The 21,004-nt window shown below is 63.7% G+C and carries 23 protein-coding genes and 1 other RNA gene; 8 read left to right on the forward strand and 16 right to left on the reverse strand.

Translation table 11 applies throughout. The annotated features are described in order from the left end of the window. Positions 1-78: 78 nt before the first annotated feature. The 10 genes from QXZ85_RS04380 to QXZ85_RS04425 form a co-directional block, all read right to left on the reverse strand. A complete protein-coding gene (locus QXZ85_RS04380) occupies positions 79-285 on the reverse strand; it encodes a DUF2065 domain-containing protein (RefSeq protein ID WP_315700879.1) in 207 nt (68 codons plus the stop codon). A 122-nt stretch (positions 286-407) separates the two neighbouring features. Beyond that, positions 408-1,334 carry a protease modulator HflC gene (gene hflC / locus QXZ85_RS04385; RefSeq protein ID WP_315700880.1) on the reverse strand — a complete coding sequence of 309 codons (927 nt, stop codon included), beginning with the start codon at positions 1,332-1,334 and terminating at the stop codon, positions 408-410. Continuing rightward, positions 1,331-2,485, reverse strand: a complete 1,155-nt coding sequence (gene hflK / locus QXZ85_RS04390; protein ID WP_315700881.1) for an FtsH protease activity modulator HflK — start codon at positions 2,483-2,485, stop codon at positions 1,331-1,333. The genes hflC and hflK overlap by 4 nt, the downstream gene beginning before the upstream one ends. A 256-nt stretch (positions 2,486-2,741) precedes the next feature. Further along, complete coding sequence (locus QXZ85_RS04395; protein WP_315700882.1) at positions 2,742-3,254, reverse strand: dihydrofolate reductase; 513 nt, start codon at positions 3,252-3,254, stop codon at positions 2,742-2,744. Further along, positions 3,251-3,736: a GNAT family N-acetyltransferase gene (locus QXZ85_RS04400; RefSeq protein ID WP_315743730.1), complete on the reverse strand. Its 486-nt coding sequence runs from the start codon at positions 3,734-3,736 to the stop codon at positions 3,251-3,253. Before QXZ85_RS04400 ends, QXZ85_RS04395 begins: the two co-directional genes overlap by 4 nt. A 4-nt stretch (positions 3,737-3,740) precedes the next feature. Then, positions 3,741-4,535 (reverse strand): thymidylate synthase, encoded by a 795-nt coding sequence (locus QXZ85_RS04405; RefSeq protein WP_315700884.1) that lies wholly within the window; start codon positions 4,533-4,535, stop codon positions 3,741-3,743. A 150-nt stretch (positions 4,536-4,685) separates the two neighbouring features. Further along, positions 4,686-6,197, reverse strand: a complete 1,512-nt coding sequence (locus QXZ85_RS04410; RefSeq protein ID WP_315700885.1) for a tripartite tricarboxylate transporter permease — start codon at positions 6,195-6,197, stop codon at positions 4,686-4,688. A gap of 8 nt (positions 6,198-6,205) precedes the next feature. Continuing rightward, positions 6,206-6,985: a tripartite tricarboxylate transporter TctB family protein gene (locus tag QXZ85_RS04415; RefSeq protein ID WP_315700886.1), complete on the reverse strand. Its 780-nt coding sequence runs from the start codon at positions 6,983-6,985 to the stop codon at positions 6,206-6,208. Positions 6,986-7,084: 99 nt separating this feature from the next. Then, positions 7,085-7,618 (reverse strand): chromate transporter, encoded by a 534-nt coding sequence (locus tag QXZ85_RS04420; RefSeq protein WP_315700887.1) that lies wholly within the window; start codon positions 7,616-7,618, stop codon positions 7,085-7,087. Next, positions 7,615-8,211 carry a chromate transporter gene (locus tag QXZ85_RS04425; protein ID WP_315743736.1) on the reverse strand — a complete coding sequence of 199 codons (597 nt, stop codon included), beginning with the start codon at positions 8,209-8,211 and terminating at the stop codon, positions 7,615-7,617. Before QXZ85_RS04425 ends, QXZ85_RS04420 begins: the two co-directional genes overlap by 4 nt. 95 nt (positions 8,212-8,306) lie before the next feature. Here QXZ85_RS04425 and ssrA point away from each other — a divergent pair. The 7 genes from ssrA (at position 8,307) to feoB (ending at position 13,894) form a co-directional block, all read left to right on the forward strand. Beyond that, positions 8,307-8,663: a transfer-messenger RNA gene (gene ssrA, locus QXZ85_RS04430) on the forward strand. Between the two features lie 186 nt (positions 8,664-8,849). Then, positions 8,850-9,365, forward strand: a complete 516-nt coding sequence (locus QXZ85_RS04435; protein WP_315743738.1) for an SspB family protein — start codon at positions 8,850-8,852, stop codon at positions 9,363-9,365. 101 nt (positions 9,366-9,466) lie between these two features. Continuing rightward, positions 9,467-10,891 (forward strand): class II fumarate hydratase, encoded by a 1,425-nt coding sequence (gene fumC / locus QXZ85_RS04440; protein ID WP_315700890.1) that lies wholly within the window; start codon positions 9,467-9,469, stop codon positions 10,889-10,891. Positions 10,892-11,148: 257 nt separating this feature from the next. After that, the gene (locus QXZ85_RS04445; RefSeq protein ID WP_316173745.1) at positions 11,149-11,334 is read left to right on the forward strand and encodes a DUF4169 family protein; all 186 of its coding nucleotides are present in this window, start codon (positions 11,149-11,151) and stop codon (positions 11,332-11,334) included. Further along, positions 11,334-11,621 (forward strand): ribbon-helix-helix domain-containing protein, encoded by a 288-nt coding sequence (locus QXZ85_RS04450; protein WP_315700892.1) that lies wholly within the window; start codon positions 11,334-11,336, stop codon positions 11,619-11,621. Before QXZ85_RS04445 ends, QXZ85_RS04450 begins: the two co-directional genes overlap by 1 nt. 107 nt (positions 11,622-11,728) lie before the next feature. Next, positions 11,729-12,004 carry a ferrous iron transport protein A gene (locus QXZ85_RS04455; protein ID WP_315700893.1) on the forward strand — a complete coding sequence of 92 codons (276 nt, stop codon included), beginning with the start codon at positions 11,729-11,731 and terminating at the stop codon, positions 12,002-12,004. 18 nt (positions 12,005-12,022) lie between these two features. Continuing rightward, positions 12,023-13,894, forward strand: coding sequence for a ferrous iron transport protein B (gene feoB, locus QXZ85_RS04460; protein WP_316173344.1), 1,872 nt, complete (start codon positions 12,023-12,025; stop codon positions 13,892-13,894). A 20-nt stretch (positions 13,895-13,914) separates the two neighbouring features. Here the strand turns inward: feoB and QXZ85_RS04465 are convergent, their stop codons facing one another. Further along, complete coding sequence (locus QXZ85_RS04465) at positions 13,915-14,706, reverse strand: NAD(P)H-dependent oxidoreductase (protein WP_316173342.1); 792 nt, start codon at positions 14,704-14,706, stop codon at positions 13,915-13,917. 91 nt (positions 14,707-14,797) lie between these two features. On the opposite strand from QXZ85_RS04465, the gene QXZ85_RS04470 reads away from it, so the two are divergent. After that, positions 14,798-15,721, forward strand: a complete 924-nt coding sequence (locus QXZ85_RS04470) for a LysR family transcriptional regulator (RefSeq protein WP_315767291.1) — start codon at positions 14,798-14,800, stop codon at positions 15,719-15,721. Positions 15,722-15,723: 2 nt separating this feature from the next. On the opposite strand, the gene QXZ85_RS04475 is transcribed toward QXZ85_RS04470, so the two are convergent. From QXZ85_RS04475 to QXZ85_RS04495, 5 genes are read right to left on the reverse strand one after another with little or no spacing between them, the layout of a single operon-like run. Beyond that, positions 15,724-17,595 carry a bifunctional sugar phosphate isomerase/epimerase/4-hydroxyphenylpyruvate dioxygenase family protein gene (locus tag QXZ85_RS04475; RefSeq protein WP_316173339.1) on the reverse strand — a complete coding sequence of 624 codons (1,872 nt, stop codon included), beginning with the start codon at positions 17,593-17,595 and terminating at the stop codon, positions 15,724-15,726. Continuing rightward, on the reverse strand, positions 17,592-18,329 hold the full coding sequence (locus QXZ85_RS04480; RefSeq protein WP_316173337.1) for an ABC transporter ATP-binding protein: 738 nt from the start codon (positions 18,327-18,329) through the stop codon (positions 17,592-17,594). The genes QXZ85_RS04475 and QXZ85_RS04480 overlap by 4 nt, the downstream gene beginning before the upstream one ends. 11 nt (positions 18,330-18,340) lie before the next feature. Continuing rightward, the gene (locus QXZ85_RS04485; protein ID WP_315766621.1) at positions 18,341-19,084 is read right to left on the reverse strand and encodes an ABC transporter ATP-binding protein; all 744 of its coding nucleotides are present in this window, start codon (positions 19,082-19,084) and stop codon (positions 18,341-18,343) included. Then, positions 19,081-20,079 carry a branched-chain amino acid ABC transporter permease gene (locus tag QXZ85_RS04490; protein WP_315700900.1) on the reverse strand — a complete coding sequence of 333 codons (999 nt, stop codon included), beginning with the start codon at positions 20,077-20,079 and terminating at the stop codon, positions 19,081-19,083. The genes QXZ85_RS04485 and QXZ85_RS04490 overlap by 4 nt, the downstream gene beginning before the upstream one ends. Then, a complete protein-coding gene (locus QXZ85_RS04495) occupies positions 20,076-20,951 on the reverse strand; it encodes a branched-chain amino acid ABC transporter permease (protein WP_315700901.1) in 876 nt (291 codons plus the stop codon). The genes QXZ85_RS04490 and QXZ85_RS04495 overlap by 4 nt, the downstream gene beginning before the upstream one ends. Between the last annotated feature and the right edge of the window lie 53 nt (positions 20,952-21,004).

Below are 21,004 nucleotides of genomic sequence, written 5' to 3' on the forward strand. Positions count from 1 at the left end.
GGCAAAACGGGGCCTGTCGCGCGTCACAATGGCGTGGATGCGCCAACGTTCCTAATCCGGGAGCGCTTCAGATGCCGATCAGATCGGCCGCCGGACCACCCAGATCAGGATCAGGCCGGCCAGCGCTGAGCCGATTCCGACCATACGCAGGATATTGTCCGGCGTGGTCATCGCGCTCTTCATGGCCTTGCGCATCCACTCCGGGCTGGCTGCGAACATCAGGCCTTCGAGCACGAACAGGATTCCCAATCCGATGAGGAAATCGGAAAACGCAAAGGACCTCATCGGATTGGAACCTCCCTTTAACCTTGTTAGCCCCGTGTCGGTCTTCTCTGGGCTTTCCGTGAGCTTTGGGGGCGAAGCAACGACGCCTCGCCCCCGTCAACTCTGATGGACCCGCCCCGCGATCACGGCTTGCCGGGTTGTGTGGCCGTGTTTGCCGGCGCAGCAGTCCCGGTAGCCGGCTTGCCGGCGGGGTTGGCGAAGTAGCGGAAGAAGTCCGAATCCGGCCGCAGCAGGAAGCGGGTCTCGCCCGGCTTGAGCCCGTTCTCATAGGCCGTCATCGAGCGATAGAAGGCGAAGAAATCCGGGTCGTTGCCGTAGGCTTCGGCGAACAGCCGGTTGCGCTCGGCATCGCCGGTGCCGCGAATCTGCTCGGCCTGGGAATTGGCCTCCGCCACGATCACGGTCGCCTCACGGTCGGCCTTCGACCTGATCTCCTGCGCCTTCTGGCCGCCGAGCGCGCGGAACTCGGCCGCTTCACGTTGACGCTCGCTGTTCATGCGGTCATAGACCGCCTGGCTGTTGGCGTCGGGCAGGTCGGCACGGCGGATACGGACGTCGACCACTTCGATGCCGTAGGCGTCGGCCTCGTGGTCGAGCTGGTCGCGAATCTTGCGCATCAGCGCTTCGCGCTCGTCGCGTACGACCTGGATGAAGGTCACTTCGCCGAGCACGCGGCGCAGGGCCGCGTTGAGCAGCGTTCCGAGCTGCAGATTGCCGGTCTGGATCGAGCCGACGGTCTGGTAGAACTGCAGCGGGTTCTTGATCCGGTAGCGCGCGAAGGCGTCGACCACAAGCCGCTTCTGATCCGAAGCGATCACCTCCTGAGAAGGGTTCTCCAGGTCGAGGATACGCTTGTCGATCGAGATGACCGTGTCAACGAACGGCGCCTTGAAGTGCAGGCCGGGCTCGGTCGCGACGTCGACCGGCTTGCCGAACCGCACCACCAGCGCCTGCTCGGTCTGTTGCACGGTGAAGACCGAGCTGTAGCCGATGATCGCAAGCACGAGCACCGCCACCAGCGTGACGATTCCTGCAACGGGAGACCTCATCGGACGCCTCCGCTCTGCGACGTGCTCGATCCGGTGGTCGCGCCGAGCGCGCCGGTTACGCCTTGCCGACGCGGCGCAAGATCGCCGAGCGGCAGCAGCGGCACGGGGCCCTGGCCGCTGTCGAGCACGAGCTTGTCGGCCCCGCCGAGCACGCGCTCCATGGTTTCGAGATAGATGCGTTCGCGGGTCACGTCGGGCGCCTTCTTGTATTCCTCATAGACCTTGAGAAAACGCGCGCTCTGGCCCTTGGCTTCGGCAATCGCCTGCTGCTGGTAGCCCTCGGCGTTCTGCACGATCTGCGCGCCGCGACCACGAGCGTCGGGGACGACCTTGTTGGCGTAGGTCTGGGCCTCGTTCTGCGCCTTTTCGAGATCGGCGCGCGCCGCCTGTACGTCGCGGAACGCCGCGATCACCTGCGCCGGCGGATCGACCTTCTGCATCTGCACCTGCGTCACCTGGATGCCCGAGCCGTAATTGTCGAGCGTCTTCTGCATCAGTTCCTGCACGTTCTGCTCGATCTGGGTGCGGGCACCGGTCAGGATCGGCTGGATGTTGGAGCGACCGACCACCTCGCGCATCGCGCTTTCGGCCACCGCCTTCACGGTGCCTTCGGGGTTCTGGATGTTGAACAGGAAATCCGCCGCGCCCTTCGGCTTGATGCGCCACAGCACGGTGAAATCGACGTCGACGATGTTCTCGTCGCCGGTCAGCATCAGGCTTTCTTCCGGCACGTCGCGACCGCCGCGATTGCGTCGTCCCGCATCGTCGCCAAGGGTCACCCCGATCGCGATCGTGTTCACGCGCAGCGCCTTCGGCAGATAGACGGTTTCGATCGGGTACGGCAGGTGATAACGGAGCCCGGGCTGCTCATCGCGGACATATTTGCCGAAGCGCAGCACGACGCCGAGCTCCTCCGACTGCACGCGATAGAAGCCCGACAACAGCCAGATCGCGATCGCGCCGAACACGATCAGCGCGACGCCGACGCTGCCGAACTGTCCGCCCGGCAGCATCTGCTGCAGGCGGTCCTGGCCACGCCGCAGGAGATCCTCCAGGTCGGGGGGCCTTGGACCGCCCGGTTGCGGTCCGGAGCCCCAGGGCCCCTTCGGACCCTGACCCCAAGGGCCTCCGCCCTGATTCTTCCACGGCATCGATGATCTCCTTCGAGAGGCGGATGGCGCCTGAGGCAGCCAGCCTCGCAACGTCGGCGGGCTTTATAAGGGACGGCCAAGCCCCTTACAATGTAGCGCTCCAGCTAAGCCCGAACCGGCTTTTGTCAATGTAAACAGAGGCACAGCGTTGCTTTGCCGCGGCCTGACGGTCGGTCGCGCGCCCTCAAGCGGCGCAAGTTCATCCTTAACGGATTATCTTGACAGCCACTCGCGATGCGGCGCGCGCGCAATCAGCTTACCGCTTGCGGCGGTAAGTCACATAGGAAAATGCGGCTTGATCGTCCGGGCCCGAGGGGTGGGTTTCGCGCGCGACTTCCTTCCATTGCGAACGCTCGATCGAGGGAAAAACAGTGTCGCCGGTCGGGCTCATATGCACTTCGGTGATCTCAAGCCGGTCTGCGTGCGGCATCGTTTGCACATAGATCTCGGCGCCCCCAATGACCGCGATCTCCGCGGCTGAACGCCGCAGCGCATCGCCGCGGGCGATGCTCAGCGCCTCCGCGACCGAATGGGTGACGACGGCGCCCGGAGCGCGAAAATCTGGATCACGGGTGACGACGATGTTGGTCCGCCCCGGCAGCGGCCGGCGCGGAAACGAGGTAAACGTCTTGCGGCCCATCACGATCGGCCGCCCCATCGTCATCCCCTTGAAGCGGAGCATGTCGCTCTTCTGCCGCCACGGGATCGCGCCGGCCGCGCCGATGACACCGTTGTCGGCCATGGCGACGATGAGCACGATCTCGATCATGGCGCGCGCTCGGCGAGCTTGCTTAGTGCGGGTCCCGTCACCTTGCAGAGCGTCCAGTCGTCCATCAGCTCGGCCCCGAGCGATTTGTAGAACGTGATCGACGGCGCGTTCCAATCGAGCACCGACCATTGCAGCCGCGCCCAGCCGCGCGCGACGCATTCCAGCGCGAGATAGCCGAGCAGCGCCTGGCCGATGCGGTTGCGGCGGAATGCCGGCCGCACATAGAGGTCCTCGAGATAGATGCCGTGGCGGCCTGCGAAGGTGGAGAAATTCATGAACCAGACCGCAAAGCCCGCGACCTCGCCGTTCCATTCGGCGATCTCGCAGAACAGACGCGGGCTCTCGCCAAACAGCGCCTCGGCGATGTCGGCCTCTGTCGCCTCGACCTCATGGCTGAGTTTCTCGTACTCCGCGAGTTCCTTGATCAGGGAGAACACGTCTCCGATGTCAGCCGGCGTGGCGCGGCGGATCAGAAGCGTCATGCCCTCACACCGCCACTTCGGCCTTGATGTGCGGATGCGGATCGTAGCCTTCCAGCGTGAAGTCCTCGTAAGTGAAGGCGAAGAGGTCGTTCACGTCCGGATTGAGCTTGATCACCGGAAGCGGACGCGGCGCGCGGGTGAGCTGCAGACGGGCCTGCTCGATGTGATTGGAATAGAGGTGCACGTCGCCGAAGGAGTGCACGAACTCGCCCGGCTTCAAGCCCGTGACCTGCGCCACCATCAGCGTCAACAGCGCATAGGAGGCGATGTTGAACGGCACACCGAGGAAGACGTCGGCCGAGCGCTGATAGAGCTGGCACGACAGCTTCCCGTTCACCACGTAGAACTGGAACAGGCAATGGCACGGCGGCAACGCCATCTTGCCGACATCGGCCGGATTCCAGGCGGTGACGATCAGGCGCCGCGAATCCGGGTTGCGCTTGATCATGTCGATCACATCGGTGATCTGATCGATATGACCGCCGTCAGGGGTCGGCCATGACCGCCACTGATAGCCATAGACCGGGCCGAGATCGCCATTGGCATCGGCCCACTCGTCCCAGATGGTGACGCCGTGATCGTGCAGATATTTGATGTTGGTGTCGCCCTTGAGGAACCACAGGAGCTCGTGCACGATCGCCTTCAGCGGCAGGCGCTTGGTGGTCAGCAGCGGAAAGCCGGCCGCAAGATTGAAGCGCATCTGGTGGCCGAACACCGACAGCGTGCCGGTGCCGGTGCGGTCATGCTTCTCCGCGCCATCGGCGAGGATGCGTTCAAGCAGGTCGTGATATTGGTGCATGGCCGGATGCCGCTTTCAAAGGCGCAGGTGTAGCGGAGCCGGTGCCGGACCGACAGCCGCGACTCGCCGCTCTCCCCAGCAAATATACACCGGAAAGCATCGGCAGCAGCCCGCAAGTCCGGCGACGGAACCCACAACCGCCAGCTTTCGTCAGGATTCCACGAACACCTCGTCGCGCTTGCGGCGCAGGATCGGCAACACCGCCAGCACCAGGAGCACGGCGGCTACCACCAGAAGCGAGGCCGAGAGCGGGCGGGTGAGAAACACCGACCAGTCGCCGCGCGAGATCAAGAGCGCCCGGCGCAGGTTCTCCTCCATCAACGGCCCGAGCACCATGCCGAGCAGCAGCGGCGCCGGCTCGAAATCATGCTTGATCAGCCAGTAGCCGAACAAACCGAAGGCGCCGGCCAGGATGACATCCACCGGCGCATTGTTGATCGAGTAGATGCCGATCACGCAGAACACCACGATGGAGGGAAACATCAGCCGGTAGGGCACCCGCAACAGCCGCACCCAGATCCCGACCAGCGGCAGGTTGATGATGATCAGCATCAGATTGCCGATCCACATCGAGGCGATCATGCCCCAGACCAGGTCCGGCTGCTTCTGCATCACCTGCGGTCCCGGCACGATGCCATGGATGGTCATCGCACCGACCATCAGAGCCATCACCGCATTCGGGGGAATGCCGAGCGTGAGCAGCGGAATGAAGGAGGTCTGCGCTGCCGCATTGTTGGCGCTCTCCGGCGCCGCAACGCCTGCGATGGCGCCGCGGCCGAAGCGCGACGGATCGCGCGCAATCTTCTTCTCGAAAGTGTAGGCGGCAAAGGACGCGATCACCGCGCCTCCGCCGGGCAGGATGCCGAGAATCGAGCCCAGCACGGTGCCGCGAAAGATCGCCGGCGCGGATTCGATCAAGTCCTTCCGCGTCGGCATCAGGCCGGTGATCTTCTGCTGCACCAGTTCGCGATCCCCCTCCGCACCAGCATCGAGGTTGCGAATGATCTCGGCAAAGCCGAATACGCCCATCGCGACGGTGGCGAAGCCGAGCCCGTCGGCGAGCTCCGGAATGTTGAAGGCCATGCGCGAGGCCCCGGTCTCGATGTCGGAGCCGACCATCGAGAGCAGCAGTCCGAGCGCGATCATCGCGACCGCCTTGAGAACGCTGCCCTTGGCGAGCACCACGGCGAAGATCAGGCCGAGCACCATCAGCGAAAAATATTCGGCCGGGCCGAAAGCCAGCGCGATCGACGTCAGCGGGGCGCCGAGTACGGCGATCAGCACGGTCGCGGCACAGCCGGCAATGAACGAGCCGATCGCGGCAATCGACAGCGCAGGTCCCGCGCGCCCCTGCTTGGCCATCTGGAACCCGTCGAGCGTGGTGACGACGGAGGTCGCCTCACCCGGGATGTTCACCAGGATCGAGGTCGTCGAGCCGCCATATTGCGCCCCGTAATAGATGCCGGCGAGCATGATCAGCGCGCCGACCGGCGGCAGCCCGAAGGTGATCGGCAGCAGCATCGCCACCGTGGCGATGGTGCCGATGCCGGGCAGCACGCCGACCAAAGTGCCGACCAGCGCGCCGATCAGGCAGAGCAGCAGATTGAGCGGGCTGACGGCGACTGCGAAACCGTGCCCGAGGTTCGTGAACAGCTCCAGCATTCAAGCCCTCACGGCACCAGGAAACGCGGAACCAGCGGCATCGGCAGCCCCAGCACATAGGGGAACAGCAGCGCACAGCCGATGGTGAGCGCGATGCCCACGACCAGCGTCTCACCCCAGCGTGTCTCCGAACTGCCGAGTGCGGAGATCAGAAAGCTGGCGAGCCCGGCGATCACCAGTCCCAAAGGACGAATAGCGACAGCAAAGGTCAGAATGGCCAAGAACACGAACAGAGGGCCGCGCCAGTGATACGGCATGATATCCGGGCCGTCGGCGATCACACCGATGGTAGCGACCACGGCGCCCAGCCCCAACAGCAGCACGCCCAGCATGCGCGGCGCGGTCCCCGGGCCAAATGAAAAGCCGCGCATGCCCTGCAGGTCGCTCGAGGCCCACAACGCAAACAAGGCGAGGGCCATCAGCGCCACGCCGCCATAATAGTCCTGCGGCGCGCGAATCCGGGCGAGCCGCGTGAACAGCGCGAGGGCGAGCAGCGGAGTGGTGTAGATCACCGCCAGCAGCATATCGGACGACAGCGCAATCCTGCTCCCTCCGGCCGCTTGCTGCACCAATGTCGGAATTGCTTGCGTGAGCGCGCCCGAATGGGCGGAGAGGACCTGCAACGGGCCGCGCCCGGACAGAGGCACGATCAATCCAGCCAGCGCGATCAGCAATTCGACAAGCTGCGGCGCGAAGGCGAGCAGCAGAATGACCAGGGCGCCCGTCAGGTTGCGCGCGGACGATGCCGCAGTTGCTCCACCCGGCAGATGGCCCGTTGTTTCGGCCATGTCCGATGTTCCTCCCCGGTCGGCCTTTGTGGCCGAAAATCTTCTTGTTCGTCGGTTGGGCTCGGCGAGGAGCCACTTCGTACTGCGTAATCGCTTTCCCTAGAGAAGGCCAGCGAAACCCAGGCAACCGCCGGCGACAAGCAGCCACACCGGATTGAGACGTGTCAGGGAGGCAACGAGCGCCGCGGCGATCGTGATCGAGACGGCTGTCCAGGTCCGGTCGGAGGTCTGCGCCAGAACCAATGCGCTTGCGGCCATCAGTCCGATCGAGAGCGGCACCAGGGCCGCCTGCAGGATCGCAGGCCAGCGCGCATTGCGCGAATGGGAGAGCCATCGGCTGACGACATAGGCGAGCGCGGCAGTCGGCCCGCACATTGCGACCGTGGCGACTACGGCGCCAGTGACACCAGCGACCACATAGCCGATCAAGGTGACAATAAGGACGTTAGGGCCAGGCGACATCTGCGAGATCGCAAATGCATCGGCGAATTGTTTGTCGGTCATCCAATGCCGGACATCGACGGCGATGCGGTGCATCTCCGGAATTGCCGCGTTGGCACCACCGACCGCGAACAGGGAGATCAGGGCAAAGGTCCAGAACAGCTGGAACAGCGGATTGCCGTCATCACTCATCTGGCCCACCGGATCTTGGCATAGGTGACCGCAAGGCTGACCGGGATGGCGACCAGCAGCACGGCCGGCAGCGGTAGCCGCGACAGCCCGATCGCGGCGAACACCGCCCCCATCACGAGCAGACCCAGCACGTCACGTTTTTTCAAGAGCGGCAACATCATCCGGAACACGGCGGAAACGAGCAGGCCCACCGCCGCGCAGGAGACCCCGCCGAGCACGCGCCTGAGGCCGTCGACCTGACCGAAATGGCTGTAGATGGCCGCCAAAGCCGTGACCAGCAGCATCGGCGGACCGACTAACCCGGCAAAGGCGGCCACTCCGCCGGCTATGCCCCGAAACCTCGAGCCGAACACCAGGGAAAGATTGACGATGTTCGGCCCGGGCAGGAAATGGCACAGTGCAAAAGTCTCGTTGAACTCCTCCGCAGTCATCCAGCGATGTTCCTCGACGATGGCGCGGCGGGCGAACACGAGGACGCCGCCGAAGCCTGACAGGGACATCTTCGCAAATGCGATAAAGAGCACAGCCAGACTGGGCGGAGAGTTGTGGATATCCGGTGCGGCAGGAGCCGCCGGCGCGGCTTGGGACGACATGCGGCCAATCTAGGGCCGCTTCGTCGGCTGGACCAATCCAAATCGGTGTGTTCCCATGATCGCCCACATTTTTGTCCGCCAATGCGGCCCCGAGGGCACTGTCATTCTCACCGCCCTCCCCCTATATTGGGGGTGCCGGCTTGCCGGCTATGGAAATAAATCGCCGTCGAAATAAACCATTCGGACCCGGGGGCGGTACCCGGCGCCTCCACCCAAGCCCGCCGTTTCCGGCGGGTTTCGGCGGGGGCGAAATAGGATCGACGAGGGCGTAAAGGGCGAGCTTTTTCCCGGTATTGTTCCGCCGTTATCGGGCTACTGCAATAGTTGCCAACGACAACTTTGCTCCGGTTGCTCAGGCTGCGTAACGCAGTTTGAAAGACCACTTTAAAGTCCTAGCGGGTTAAGCTCCGCTAGGCGGGGTTCGGAGGCACCTGGCAACAGAAGCCTCCACTTCTTCCTTGCGGCGATCCGGCCTTTTCTGTTGGGATTTCCGCTCTCATTTCTCACCTGATGATGTGACCGCGGGCATGGGATGGATGCTGACCTCCGCTGCCTGCCGGGTTACGATGGCAAAAATCCCGAGTCGGTCCCCTTAGGCGCAGGCCGGCTCTCGGCACCATCAGAATACAGGACCGATCATGGCGACGGATCATATTCGTTACGACGTGTTGGCACGCGACGCCCTACGCGGCGTGCTGCGCCGGGTGTTGAGCGATGCTGCCGCGCATGGCCTTCCCGGCGAGCACCATTTCTTCATTACTTTCCTCTCGAAGGCCGAAGGGGTGAAGCTGTCGCCACGGCTGCTCGCCCAGTATCCGGACGAGATGACGATCATCCTGCAGCACCAGTTCTGGGATCTGGAAGTCAGCGAGGACCGCTTCGAGGTTGGCCTGTCGTTCGGCGGCGTTCCGGAACGGCTGGTCGTCCCCTTCCACGCCATCAAGAGCTTCTTCGACCCTTCGGTGCAGTTCGGCCTGCAATTCGAGCCGTCCGAAGCGGGAGCCGAGACGACGTCCGGCACGACATTGCCGGCATCCCCTGCCGCCTCCGCGACTGTCGCCCCTGCTCCGGCAGCGGCGTCCGAGCCGGAGAAGCCCGAGCCGCCGAGCGAGGGTGCGGAGGTCGTGCGGCTGGATCGTTTCCGCAAGAAATAGGCCGTATCCGCAAAAATAGGTCCCGCGGAACGGCCACGATTTCAGTTAATTGAAGCATGCTTGAACCGGCCGGCGCCGGTTCGCGACCAAGGGCATGTTTCATGGCGCCATCAGCTGAATCCCCCCATCCCCCGTCCACTCGCACAGAGACGGACAGTTTCGGCCCGATCGAGGTGCCGGCAGACCGCTATTGGGGCGCACAGACCGAACGCTCGCGGCAGAATTTCCGCATTGGCCAGGACCGGATGCCGATGCAGATCGTCCGTGCGCTGGCCGTCGTCAAATTGGCCGCTGCCCGGACCAACCTCGAGCTTGGCCTTCTCGATCGGAAGCTCGCCGAGGCGATCGCACGGGCCGCCGAAGAGGTCACCGAGGGCAAGCTCGACGACCACTTTCCGCTGGTCGTTTGGCAGACCGGCTCCGGCACCCAGACCAACATGAACCTGAATGAGGTCATCGCCAACCGCGCCAACGAGCTGCTTGGCGGCGAACGCGGCGCCAAGGCGCCGGTTCACCCGAACGACCACGTCAATATGAGCCAGTCATCGAACGACTCGTTCCCGACGGCGATGCACATCGCTGCGGCTCGCGCGATCTTCGGCCACCTGATCCCGGCCCTGACCGAACTCCTTGCTGCGTTGCGTGCCAAGCAAGAAGCCTTCGCCGACATCGTCAAGATCGGACGTACTCACACCCAGGACGCCACGCCTTTGACGCTCGGCCAAGAGTTTTCCGGCTACGCTGCGCAGGTCGAAAGCGGCATCGCTCGGATTCGAACGGCTGCAAGCGACCTTTTCCCGCTCGCCCAGGGCGGCACCGCCGTCGGCACCGGCCTCAATGCAGATCCGCGATTTGCAGAACTATTTGCTAGGCATGTTGCTGGGATTACCGGACTCGCCTTTGTCAGTGCTGTAAACAAATTCGAGGCGCTGGCATCGAACGACGCCTACGTATTCGTGCATGGCGCACTCAATTCCGCAGCAACTGGTCTCTTTAAGATCGCAAACGACATTCGCTTGTTAGGATCCGGACCGCGCTCAGGTCTGGGTGAACTAATCCTGCCGGAAAACGAACCGGGCTCCTCAATCATGCCGGGCAAGGTCAACCCTACACAATGCGAAGCGATGACCATGGTGTGCTGTCAGGTGTTCGGCAACCACACCGCGATCACGGTCGCCGGCAGCCAGGGGCACTTCGAATTAAACGTCTACAAGCCGCTCATGGCGCATTGCATGATCAGCTCCATTCAACTGCTGGGTGATGCCGCCCGTTCGTTTACCGAACATTGCGTGACAGGCATTCGCGCCGACGAGAAGCGGATCTTTGAACTGATGGAGCGATCGCTGATGCTGGTCACCGCCCTCGCGCCAAAGATCGGCTACGACAACGCCGCAAAGGTGGCCAAGGCGGCGCATCAGCACGGAACAACCTTGAAGGAGGAGGCAACACGGCTGGGCTTCGTGTCAGACGAGGAATTCGATCGGCTCGTCCAGCCCGAAAAGATGACCAGGCCTGGACGATCATAAAGGTAGTTCCGTAGTACTACGGGGGCTAATGCATTTGTTGCCGTTAACTCGTAAAGGATAGTGTCAACTAGCTAGTTCTGCTGCGTGCGCGGACACAACTATGTTCATCTTTCGCAAAGCGGGATCGGAAGTCTGGCAGTATGAGGGCGATGGCATGATGGTCTACCTGACGGTTGAGCCGACTGCGCGATGCGCGGCAGGTCATGCCTTTCGTTATGACTGTCGCGCTCTGCGATCTCTGTAATGATGGAGCGAGCATGGGAGAGGTGATCAATTTGAAGCGTTTCAAGAAGCGCATGGCACGCGATCAGGCCGGCAAGGTGGCCGACGCCAATCGCGCAAGCTTCGGCAGAACGAAGGCCGAGCGCACAGCCGACGCGCAACGCGAAAAGCGTGCGAGCGAATTATTGGATCAACATCGCATCAATGGCGAGGACGCGTGATGAAGTCGCCGGTCGTAAAACGTTCAATTGTCGTCGCGGGTCACAAGACCAGCGTCAGCCTCGAGGAGGCGTTCTGGAACGGCATGAAGGAGATATCCGGATTGCGTAACATGACGCTCTCCGAACTGGTGGGAGAGATCGACAGCAACCGTCAGCAGGGCAACCTGTCGTCGGCCATCCGGCTGTTCGTGCTCGATCACTTCAAGAACCGCGCAGCCGCTTCATCTGCGGCCGAGCCGAAGCCGTCGGCCGAGAGCCGGCATCCGGCCTCCGCCCCGGCTGCTTGAGCCAGATCAGAAGCCGCTCGCTCGGTCCTGTTTAAAATCGCTCTAAGGTGCAGTGGCGTCGTGCACGCGGCGCTTGACCTTGTGCGTTGCGATTGAAAATACAGGTTATGAGCGAAATCTGCGATGATCGGCAGCACCTGCCACTTGGCTTGGCGCGGCGCGGCTATACCGGAACGATCCAACACCTGGCGGCGAGCGGGACCAGCTCGTCCCTACCCGAAGTTGAACTCGAAAGCCGCCTGATCGAGCTCGGCTTCGTCGAGGGCGCTCGGGTGGAAATCCTGCACGAAGGCATCGTCGGACGTGATCCGATCGCAGTTCGGGTCGACAACATCACCGTTGCTGTCCGCCGACGCGAGGCGATGGCCATTATCGTGGCATAGCGCCAGGGGCGCCGGTCGATGGAAAGTGCGTTGATGCATGTCGCCCTGGTGGGCACCCCCAACAGCGGCAAGACCTCGCTGTTCAACGCTCTGACCGGAAGCCGCCAGAAGGTCGCCAACTATCCCGGCGTCACGGTCGAGCGGAAGGAAGGCGCCTTCGTGACCCCGCAAGGGCGCCAAGTCTCCGTGGTCGACCTCCCGGGCACCTATTCGCTGCGCGGGCGTAGCCCGGACGAGGAAATCACCCGCGATTTCGTGCTTGGACGCGCCACGGGCGAGATATTGCCCGACCTGGTGTTGTGCGTTGCCGACTCCACCAATCTACGGTTGACGATCCGGCTTCTGCTCGAGCTGAAGAGCACCGGCCGGCCGCTGGCGCTGGTGCTCAACATGTTCGACATCGCCAAGCGCCGCGGCGTCACCGTCGACGTGCCCAAGCTCTCCGAGGCGCTCGGCGTGCCTGTCGTCACCTCGATTGCCGTGCGCAAGGGCGGCACTGCCGATCTGCTCCAGCTGACGGATGAACTGCTGGCGCAAAGCCCCTCCCCCGACCGTCAGAATACCTGGCGTCCGCTGACCGTGTCGGAACTCCGCGCCACGCAGCGCGAAGCCGATCGCATCATCGCCTCCGCCGTGACCCTGCCGGAGCGGCCGGACACCTGGACGGGGCGGATCGACGCGGTCGTCCTGCACCCGGTCGGCGGCCTCTTCATCCTGCTGCTGATCCTCTTCGTCATGTTTCAGGCAGTCTTCGCCTGGGCGCAGCCCTTGATGCAGCTGTTATCCGCGGCCTTCGATGCGGCAGGCCAGCTCGTCCATGATCAACTGCCCGAAGGACTTCTGCAAAGCTTTCTGCAGAACGGCGTGATCTCCGGTGTCGGCAGCGTCATTGTCTTCCTGCCGCAGATCGTCATCATCTTCCTGTTCATCCTGCTATTGGAAGATTTCGGCTACATGGCGCGCGCCGCCTTCCTGATGGACCGCATCATGGGCGGCGCCGGCTTGCACGGCCGCGCCTTCATTCCACTGCTATCGAGCTTCGCCTGCGCCATTCCCGGCATCATGGCGACGCGCGTGATCGACAACCGCCGCGACCGGCTGACCACGATCCTGATCGCGCCGTTGATGACCTGCTCGGCGCGGATCCCGGTCTATACGCTGATCATCTCGGCCTTCATCCCGCCAACGCAGGTCTGGGGCTTCGCCAATCTGCAGGGCCTCGTGATGTTCGGCCTCTACGCCGCCGGCATCGTCAGCGCGCTTTTGATGTCCTTCCTGATCAAGTTCTTCATGATGCGCGACTACCAGCCTGCGCCGTTCATGCTGGAACTGCCCGATTACAAGATGCCGCGGCTGCGCAGCATTGCGATCGGCGTCTACACCCGCGCCAAGATGTTCTTGCAGCGCGCCGGCACCACGATCTTCGCGATGATGGTGCTGATCTGGTTTCTGGCATCCTTCCCGCAGCCGCCGGGGGGCGCGACCGAACCCGCGATCAATTACAGCCTTGCCGCCATGATCGGGCAGGCCATCGCGCCGTTGCTGTCGCCGATCGGCTTCAACTGGCAAATCGCCGTCGCCCTGGTCCCGGGCATGGCAGCCCGCGAGGTCGCGGTCGCAGCGCTCGGCACCGTCTATGCCATCGAAGGTGGCAAAGAGGCCGCCGAACAGATCGGTCAGGTGCTGGCGGCCAAATGGAGCCTCGCCACCGCTTTGTCGCTGCTCGCTTGGTACATCTTCGCGCCGCAATGCGCCTCAACGCTGGCAGTCATCCGCCGCGAGACCGGCAGCTGGCGCTGGATGGCCATCACCTTCGGCTACATGCTGGCACTCGCCTATGCCGCGAGCTTTGCCACCTACCACATCGCCGTCGCGATGGGCGCGGGTTAGTCCCGCGCCCATGACAGCCGTCACTCCGCGGCATCGTCCACGTGCAGCGCGAAGCCGTGCGCAGCTCGATCGCCGAGTTCGGAGCGCAGCTGCATGGTGGGGATCAGGTAGTCGCCGTGGTTCTGCCGCCGGTACGGAATTGGCGTCGCGGTGAACAGCGTACGCATCCGCTCACGAAGCCGCTCCGCGATCGCGGCGAAGCCCGCCTCATCGAGCCGATTGACCCGATGCGCCACGAAGGCCGGCAGCACGTCGAATCCGGGATAGAACAGGATGCCGTGGTTGATCGGGAACAGCAGATCCTCGATCGGACCGTTGATGCCGCGCGCTGAATAGTGCTCCTCCCATCCGCCGGTGGTCACAATGAGCATCGCGCGCTTGCCGGCGAACACACCCTCGCCGTAGCGGTTGCCCCACCGCTTATCGCTATGCTCGCCAACACCGTAGGTGAAGCCGTAGGAATAGACGCGATCGACCCAGCCTTTCAAGATCGCGGGCATCGTAAACCACCACAGCGGAAACTGCAGGATCACGGCATCGGCCCACAGCAGCTTCTCCTGTTCCGCCCTGACGTCGTCCGTCAACCTATGTGCCGCGAACGCCTCGCCAGACGCAGCGGCGACTTTCAGCCTGGCGTCCGGCGCGAGTTGCGGAAAATCGGCGCGATCGGCGGCGCCTTTCCAACCCATGGCATAGAGATCCGAGATCCTGACTTCGTGGCCCTGGGCCTGGAGTTCAGCTACGGCGGCGTCGCGCAAGGCGCCGTTCAGCGAGCGGGGTTCTGGGTGGGCGAAAACGAGCAAGACATTCATGGCATCGATCCTTCGGTGGAACCGAGCCGTGACATAGACCCGCACGCATTTATCCACTATATGGCGCATATCGATAATATAATGCCGTAAAATGGATAAATCGAACGTCAGCTTTGCGCATATGCGCAGCTTCGTGCGGGTGGCCGAACGCGGCAGCCTGTCGGCTGTGGCCCGCGAGTTCGGCGTCGGGCAGTCCACGATCACGCGCCACCTGCACGAGTTGGAAGACGCCATTGGCGTGCCGCTGCTCAGCCGCACCACGCGCCGGGTAATGCTGACCGACGAGGGCAGCCGCTATTACGCGAACTGCATCCAGATCCTGCGGCTGATTGAGGAGGCCGGCGACGAAGCGCGCGGGAGACGCGGCGCCGCTGCAGGCATGATCCGGATCTCCTGCACGGCAGCCTTCGGCATCCTGCACATCACCCGGCTCGTCTTTGCCTTCCAGGATCGCTATCCGGAGATCGCGATCGATCTCAGCCTGACGGATGAGCGGATCGACCTGGTGCGCGAGGGCGTCGACATCGCGCTGCGCCTCGCCCCACTCGCCGATAGCGCGATGAAGCTGCGCGGGCTCGGTCACTCGCACCGCCTGATGGTCGCCTCCCCCGACTATCTGGACAGGCACGGCACGCCGCGGGTGCCCCAGGACCTGATCGGCCATGAAGGCATCCGCATGACGAACGTCGCGGGCAGCGACCTTCTGACGCTCCAGACGGCCGATGGCCGGCATCATGACGTGCCGTTCATGGGACGCTTCCGTGCCAATCACGGCCTTGCCGTGCGCGAAGCGTTGCTGGCCGGACGCGGCATCGCGGCCGCACACCACTGGCTGGTCCACGACCTCCTCGCGGCCGGGCGCCTGACCGCGATCCTGCCCGACTACCGGCTGTCTTCAGTGCCGCTCAACATGCTGATCGTGCCGGAGCGCGCCGGCATCGCGCGCGTCAGACTGGCAATCGACTATCTCGCTGACGAGATCGGCCGCCTGCCGGGTATCCGCAGAGAACGCTGACCCTACATGCGCGGCATCGATTCCGGCCGGACCTCGCGCGCCTGCGCGGCGAGCCGGATCGAAGCATTCGGCGCGCCGAACCCTTGATAGTTTCGCCGCTGCACGATTTCAAAGAAGAAGCGCTCCTGGAAGATGTGGGTATAGACCTGGAAGAATTCGCCGTCGCCCTCGCGATCGTAGAGGATCTTATTGGCGCGCAGGGCCGCCAAGGTGCCGGCGTCGAAATCATATCTGGCTTCGAGATCATCATAATAGTTGTCGGGAATGTCGAGAAAGCCGGCACCGCGGGCCCGCATCTCCGCAACCGCGGCAAAGATGTCCTCCGTGGAAAATGCGATGTGCTGGACGCCGGAGCCGAAGAACTCCGAGATGAAGCGCGACGGCAGCGTGCGCCTCGCTGCCGAACCGTTGAGGATGAAGCGCAGGCTGCGGTCGTCATTGACGATGGCCTGGCTTTGCACGAGACCTCTTGGGTCGGCGATTTCCATCTGTGGCAAGCGTTTGAGGTCGATGATTCCGGCATAGAACAGCAGCCATGACAGCATCTCGTCATAAGCCATCGATTGGGCGATGTGATCGACCGCCTGGAGGCGCGCCGCGCTGTCGTCGTTGGCCACGGCCTCGAAATCCACGTCCCAATGCTTTCCGTGAGTGTCGAGGAAATACAAGAGGCTGCCTCCCACGCCGTGGATGGCCGGAATTTCCAGCTCGCCCGGCCCGACCGGCTGGGAGAAGGTGCGCGTCTTCAACGCTTGCGCCCGCACCATGGCCCGCTCGGCACTGTCGACATCGAGCGCGATGGCGCAGACGCCGGGACCATGCGTTACATAATGCGAATGGGCAAAGCTCGCCGGCTCGCAATTGATGACGAGATCGACGCTGCCCTGCGACCACCGTTCCACCGCCTTGCTGCGATGACGGCCGGTCTTCCGGAAGCCGAGCTGGGCGAACAGCTCGGCGAGCCCGCCCGCGTTATCCGGACTGACCGCAAACTCGATGAAGCCGATGCCCCTGGCCGTCACTCTGGGAGCGAGCCGCTCATAAGATGCCGCTGGCGTTCGCGCAGCGAGCGCATCGTCCAGCAGCAAGAGCGAGCGCATGCCATCTATGGCAGTGCGCGCGGCCGACCCGGCGCGGAACTGGTCGTTGAATATCTCGAGCGACAGAGGTCCGGCATAGCCGGTTGCAGCCACCGCTTCCATGAAGTCCAGCACCGGCAGATCACCCTGCCCCGGAAAGCTGCGGAAGTGCCGGCTCCAGGACAAGACGTCGAGTTCGAGCCGCGGCGCATCGGCGAGCTGCACCAGAAAGATCTTGTCGGCGGGAATCGCGCGGATCGCGTTGATCGGCAGTGCCGGCGCCAGGGCATGGAAACTGTCGAGAATGACGCCGATCGCCTTGTGGTCGGCACGGCGCACGATCTCCCATGCATCGCGATAATCGCTGACATGCCGGCCCCAGGCCAGCGCCTCGTAACCGACCCGCAGATTGCGGCGCGCCGCCCGCTCGCCGAGCTCACGCAGGTCCTCTGCGGCGCGATCGATGCCGCCAAGCGAAGCCGGAGACACATTGCTGCAGATCAGGAGCAGATCCGTACCCAGCTCCTGCATCAAGTCGAACTTGCGCTCGGCGCGAACGAAGTTGCGCGCACGCTGCGGCTCGGGCATGCCTTCGAAATCGCGAAATGGCTGATAAGCGCAGATCGCCAGACCGAGGTCACGGCACATCTGGCCGATGTCGCGCGGAGTGGCGCCGAACGACACGAGGTCGCTTTCGAAAATCTCGACCGCTTCGAAGCCCGCCGCTGCGGTGGCCCGCAACTTCTCGTCCAGGGCACCACTCAGCGAGACGGTCGCGATCGAACGCTTGCTCATGCTGCGGTCTCCTCCATGGCGCCGCCCAGGAACAGCTGTCCGATCCGCGGATCGGACAGCACGCGGTCTGCCTTGTCGATGAGCCGGGTACGACCAAGCTCCAGTACAATGCCGTAGTCGGAGATCTCCAGCGCGGAGCGCGCATTCTGCTCGATCAGGAGCACGGAGACGCCGCGATCGCGCAGCTGCTTGAGGATATCGAAGGTCTGCTGCACCATCAGAGGCGACAGTCCGATCGACGGCTCGTCGATCAGCACGAGCTGCGGCTCGAGCAAGAGGCCGCGCACGATCTCGAGCTGTTTCTGTTCTCCGCCGGACAGGGTCGAGGCTTGCCGCTCCGCCTTCTTCCGCAACACCGGAAAGATATCGAGCGCGGTCTCGACCCGGGCGGCGATGTCGATATCGCGCGGAGCGGCCACGCCGCCAAGCTCGATATTGTGGCGGACCGACAGTTCGCCGAAGATGTTGCGTCCCTGCGGGATGTAGCAGATGCCGGCAGCGAGCAGCGCGCGCTGGCTCTGCCCGGTGACATCGCGCCCCTTGAAGATCACCTTGCCCTCGCGCAGCTTGAGCAAGCCGAAGATCGCCTTGAATACGGTCGACTTGCCGGCGCCGTTGGGACCGATGACCGTGGTAATCGAGCCCGCCGGCACCGAGAAGCTGGTGCCGTTCAGGATCGTCATCTTGCCGTAGCCGCCGACAAGGTTCTGAACGTCGAGGATGGTGTCGCTCACGACCGCCTCCATCAGTGTCCGAGATAGGCTTCGATCACGGCAGGGTTCGCACGAATCTCGTCGGGTTTGCCGATCGCAAGCACCCTGCCTTCCGCCATCACAATGACGCGCGAGCACAGCGACATCACGAATTCCATGTTGTGCTCGATCACCACGAAGGTCGCGCGCCGCTCGCGATTGATCGCGATCAGCCGTTCCTTCAGATCGCCGAGCATTGTCGGGTTGACGCCACCGGCGGGTTCATCGAGTAACACCAGCCGAGGGCCGCCCATGAAGGCCATCGCCGCATCCAGCAGCTTCTGCTGTCCATAGGACAGGCCGCCGGCCGGCTCATTGGCGAGATGCTCGAGCTTGAAAAAGCCGATCATCTGCTCGGCAGTTGCGGTGAGTCCGGCGTCCGACGGGCCGAACAGGCGGGACAGCATGCTGCCGCGATGCTCCTGGCCGGCGAGGATGAGATTGTCCCGCACCGAGAGTTTCGGGAACACCTGCAGCAACTGGAAGGTCCGGCTGACACCGAGACGGTTCAGCTCGGACGGCCGCTGCCCGGTGACGACCTTGCCGTCGACGCGGACCTCGCCCGAACTCGGCACGAGCTGACCGAGGATGCAGTTAAACAGGGTCGACTTGCCGCAGCCGTTGGGACCGATCAAGCCGAGAATCTCCCCTTCCTGCACGTCGAAGCTGACGCCGTTCACCGCTGTGATACCGCCAAAGCTCTTCTTCACCTCGCGAACGTCCAGAACCGCGGTCATCGCACCGCCTCCAGCTTGGACTGCGCAGCGGCACGCAGCGTCGATGCCGCCTGGGTACGGCGTGCGCTGAGATAGCGATCGAGGATGCCGAGGATACCGGTGGGCGAGTAGATCAGCAGCAGGATCACCGCTGCCGCATAGAGCATCAAATAATAACCTTCAACCACGCGCAGCCATTCCGGCAGCAGCACCGCGATCATGGCCCCCAGGAACGGACCGAACAGGAAGCCGGAGCCGCCCACGATCACCATCATGAGGAGATCGAGCGAGAGCTGCAGGTTGAACGGCACCGGATCGATGTACTGTGTCAGCGGCGCATAGAGCACGCCGGCAACGCCGCCGAGCACCGAGCCGATCGCGAAAGCCATCAAGGTGTAGCGCCGGGTATCGACGCCAAGCGATTGCGCACGGATCGGGTTCTCGCGCAAGGCCATGAAGGCTCGCCCCCAGGGGGAGCGGATCAGCCACCACATTGCAAGCGTGACGAGACCTAGCGAGCCGAGACAGAGATAGTAGAACGGCAAAGGCTTGCGGGTCGCAAAGCCGAAGATCTCCGGCCGTGGAATGTTGCTGATGCCGTAGATGCCGTTCGTCAGCCAGCTCTCATTGCGGAACACCAGGAACATCAGCGTCGAGAAGGCGAGCGTGACAAAGGCCAGATAATGATGCTGGACGCGCAATGCGGGATAGCCGAGCAGCCAGCCAACGGCGAAGCACAGCAGGACAACCACGCCCAGCGCAGCAGCCAGCGGCCAGCCATGCGTAGTCAGGATCGCGGCACCATAGGCGCCGATGCCGACGAAGGCGCCCTGCGCCAAAGACACCTGTCCGGCATACCCCAGCGTGAGGTTGAGCCCCATGGCCGCGACGGTCATGACGGCCCATTGGCTCAGGATGAACAGTCCATAGCGGTTGAAGTTCATCGGGACGATGATCAGGCCCGCGATCACGGCGAGGCCGATGGCGATGCGAAGCACTTTACCGTTCGTGCTCATACGGTGCGCTCCTCTGCGCGTCCGAGCAGCCCCTGCGGTCGGAACAGGATCACCAGGATCAACAGCACCATCGGGACCGCGGCGCGGTATTGCGTCGACACATAGGCCGCGGCGAGATTGTCGACCACACCGATCAACAGGCCGCCCGCGATCGCGCCGCGCACCTGGTTGAAGCCACCGACGATGGCTGCGACGAACGCCGCCTGCCCCAGCACCTCGCCGCTCGAGAACTTCGCGAGGTAGATCGGCGTGATCAGCAGCGATGCGAGTGCCACCAGCACCGCATTGATCAGAAACGTCAACAGGATCATGCGCTCCACCGGCACGCCGATGATACGTGCCACCGTCGGATTCTGCGCGGCGGCCTGCATCTGGTGGCCGAGCGAGGTACGGTTCAACAGCATCGTCAAGCCGAACACGGCGAGAACCGCGACCGCGAGCACGCCGAGGCTTTGCAGCGAGACCGATCGGCCGAGCAGGACAATATCATCCACCGGCACGATCGACGGGAACGGGGACGCCTCAGCGCTGAAGAACTGCTTCACCGCTTCCTTGATCCCGATCGCCAAGGCCATCGTCGCGATCGCCAGCGGCAGCACGCCATGCCGCAGCATCGGATCGACCAGGAGCATCTTGAAGGCGAGCCCGAGCAGCAGCGCAGACAGCAGAATGCCGACGAGGACCGCGAGCCAGAACGGCGCACCGAGATGCATGACCGCGAGCATCAGGAACGCCGGCAGCATCACGAACTCGCCCTGGGCGAAGTTGATGGTCTGTGAAGTCTGCCACAGCAGCGTGAAGCCGACCGCGATCAGCGCGTAGATTGCGCCGGTGGCGAGACCCGCCACGATCAGATCGAGCAGATTGGACATGGTTTCCCCGTGAGCCTTGGGTGAGGCGGCGCCCGACATCCCGACCGGCGCCA

It is taken from the genome of Bradyrhizobium sp. SZCCHNGR1005 (assembly GCF_032489995.1).
Lineage (GTDB): Bacteria > Pseudomonadota > Alphaproteobacteria > Rhizobiales > Xanthobacteraceae > Bradyrhizobium.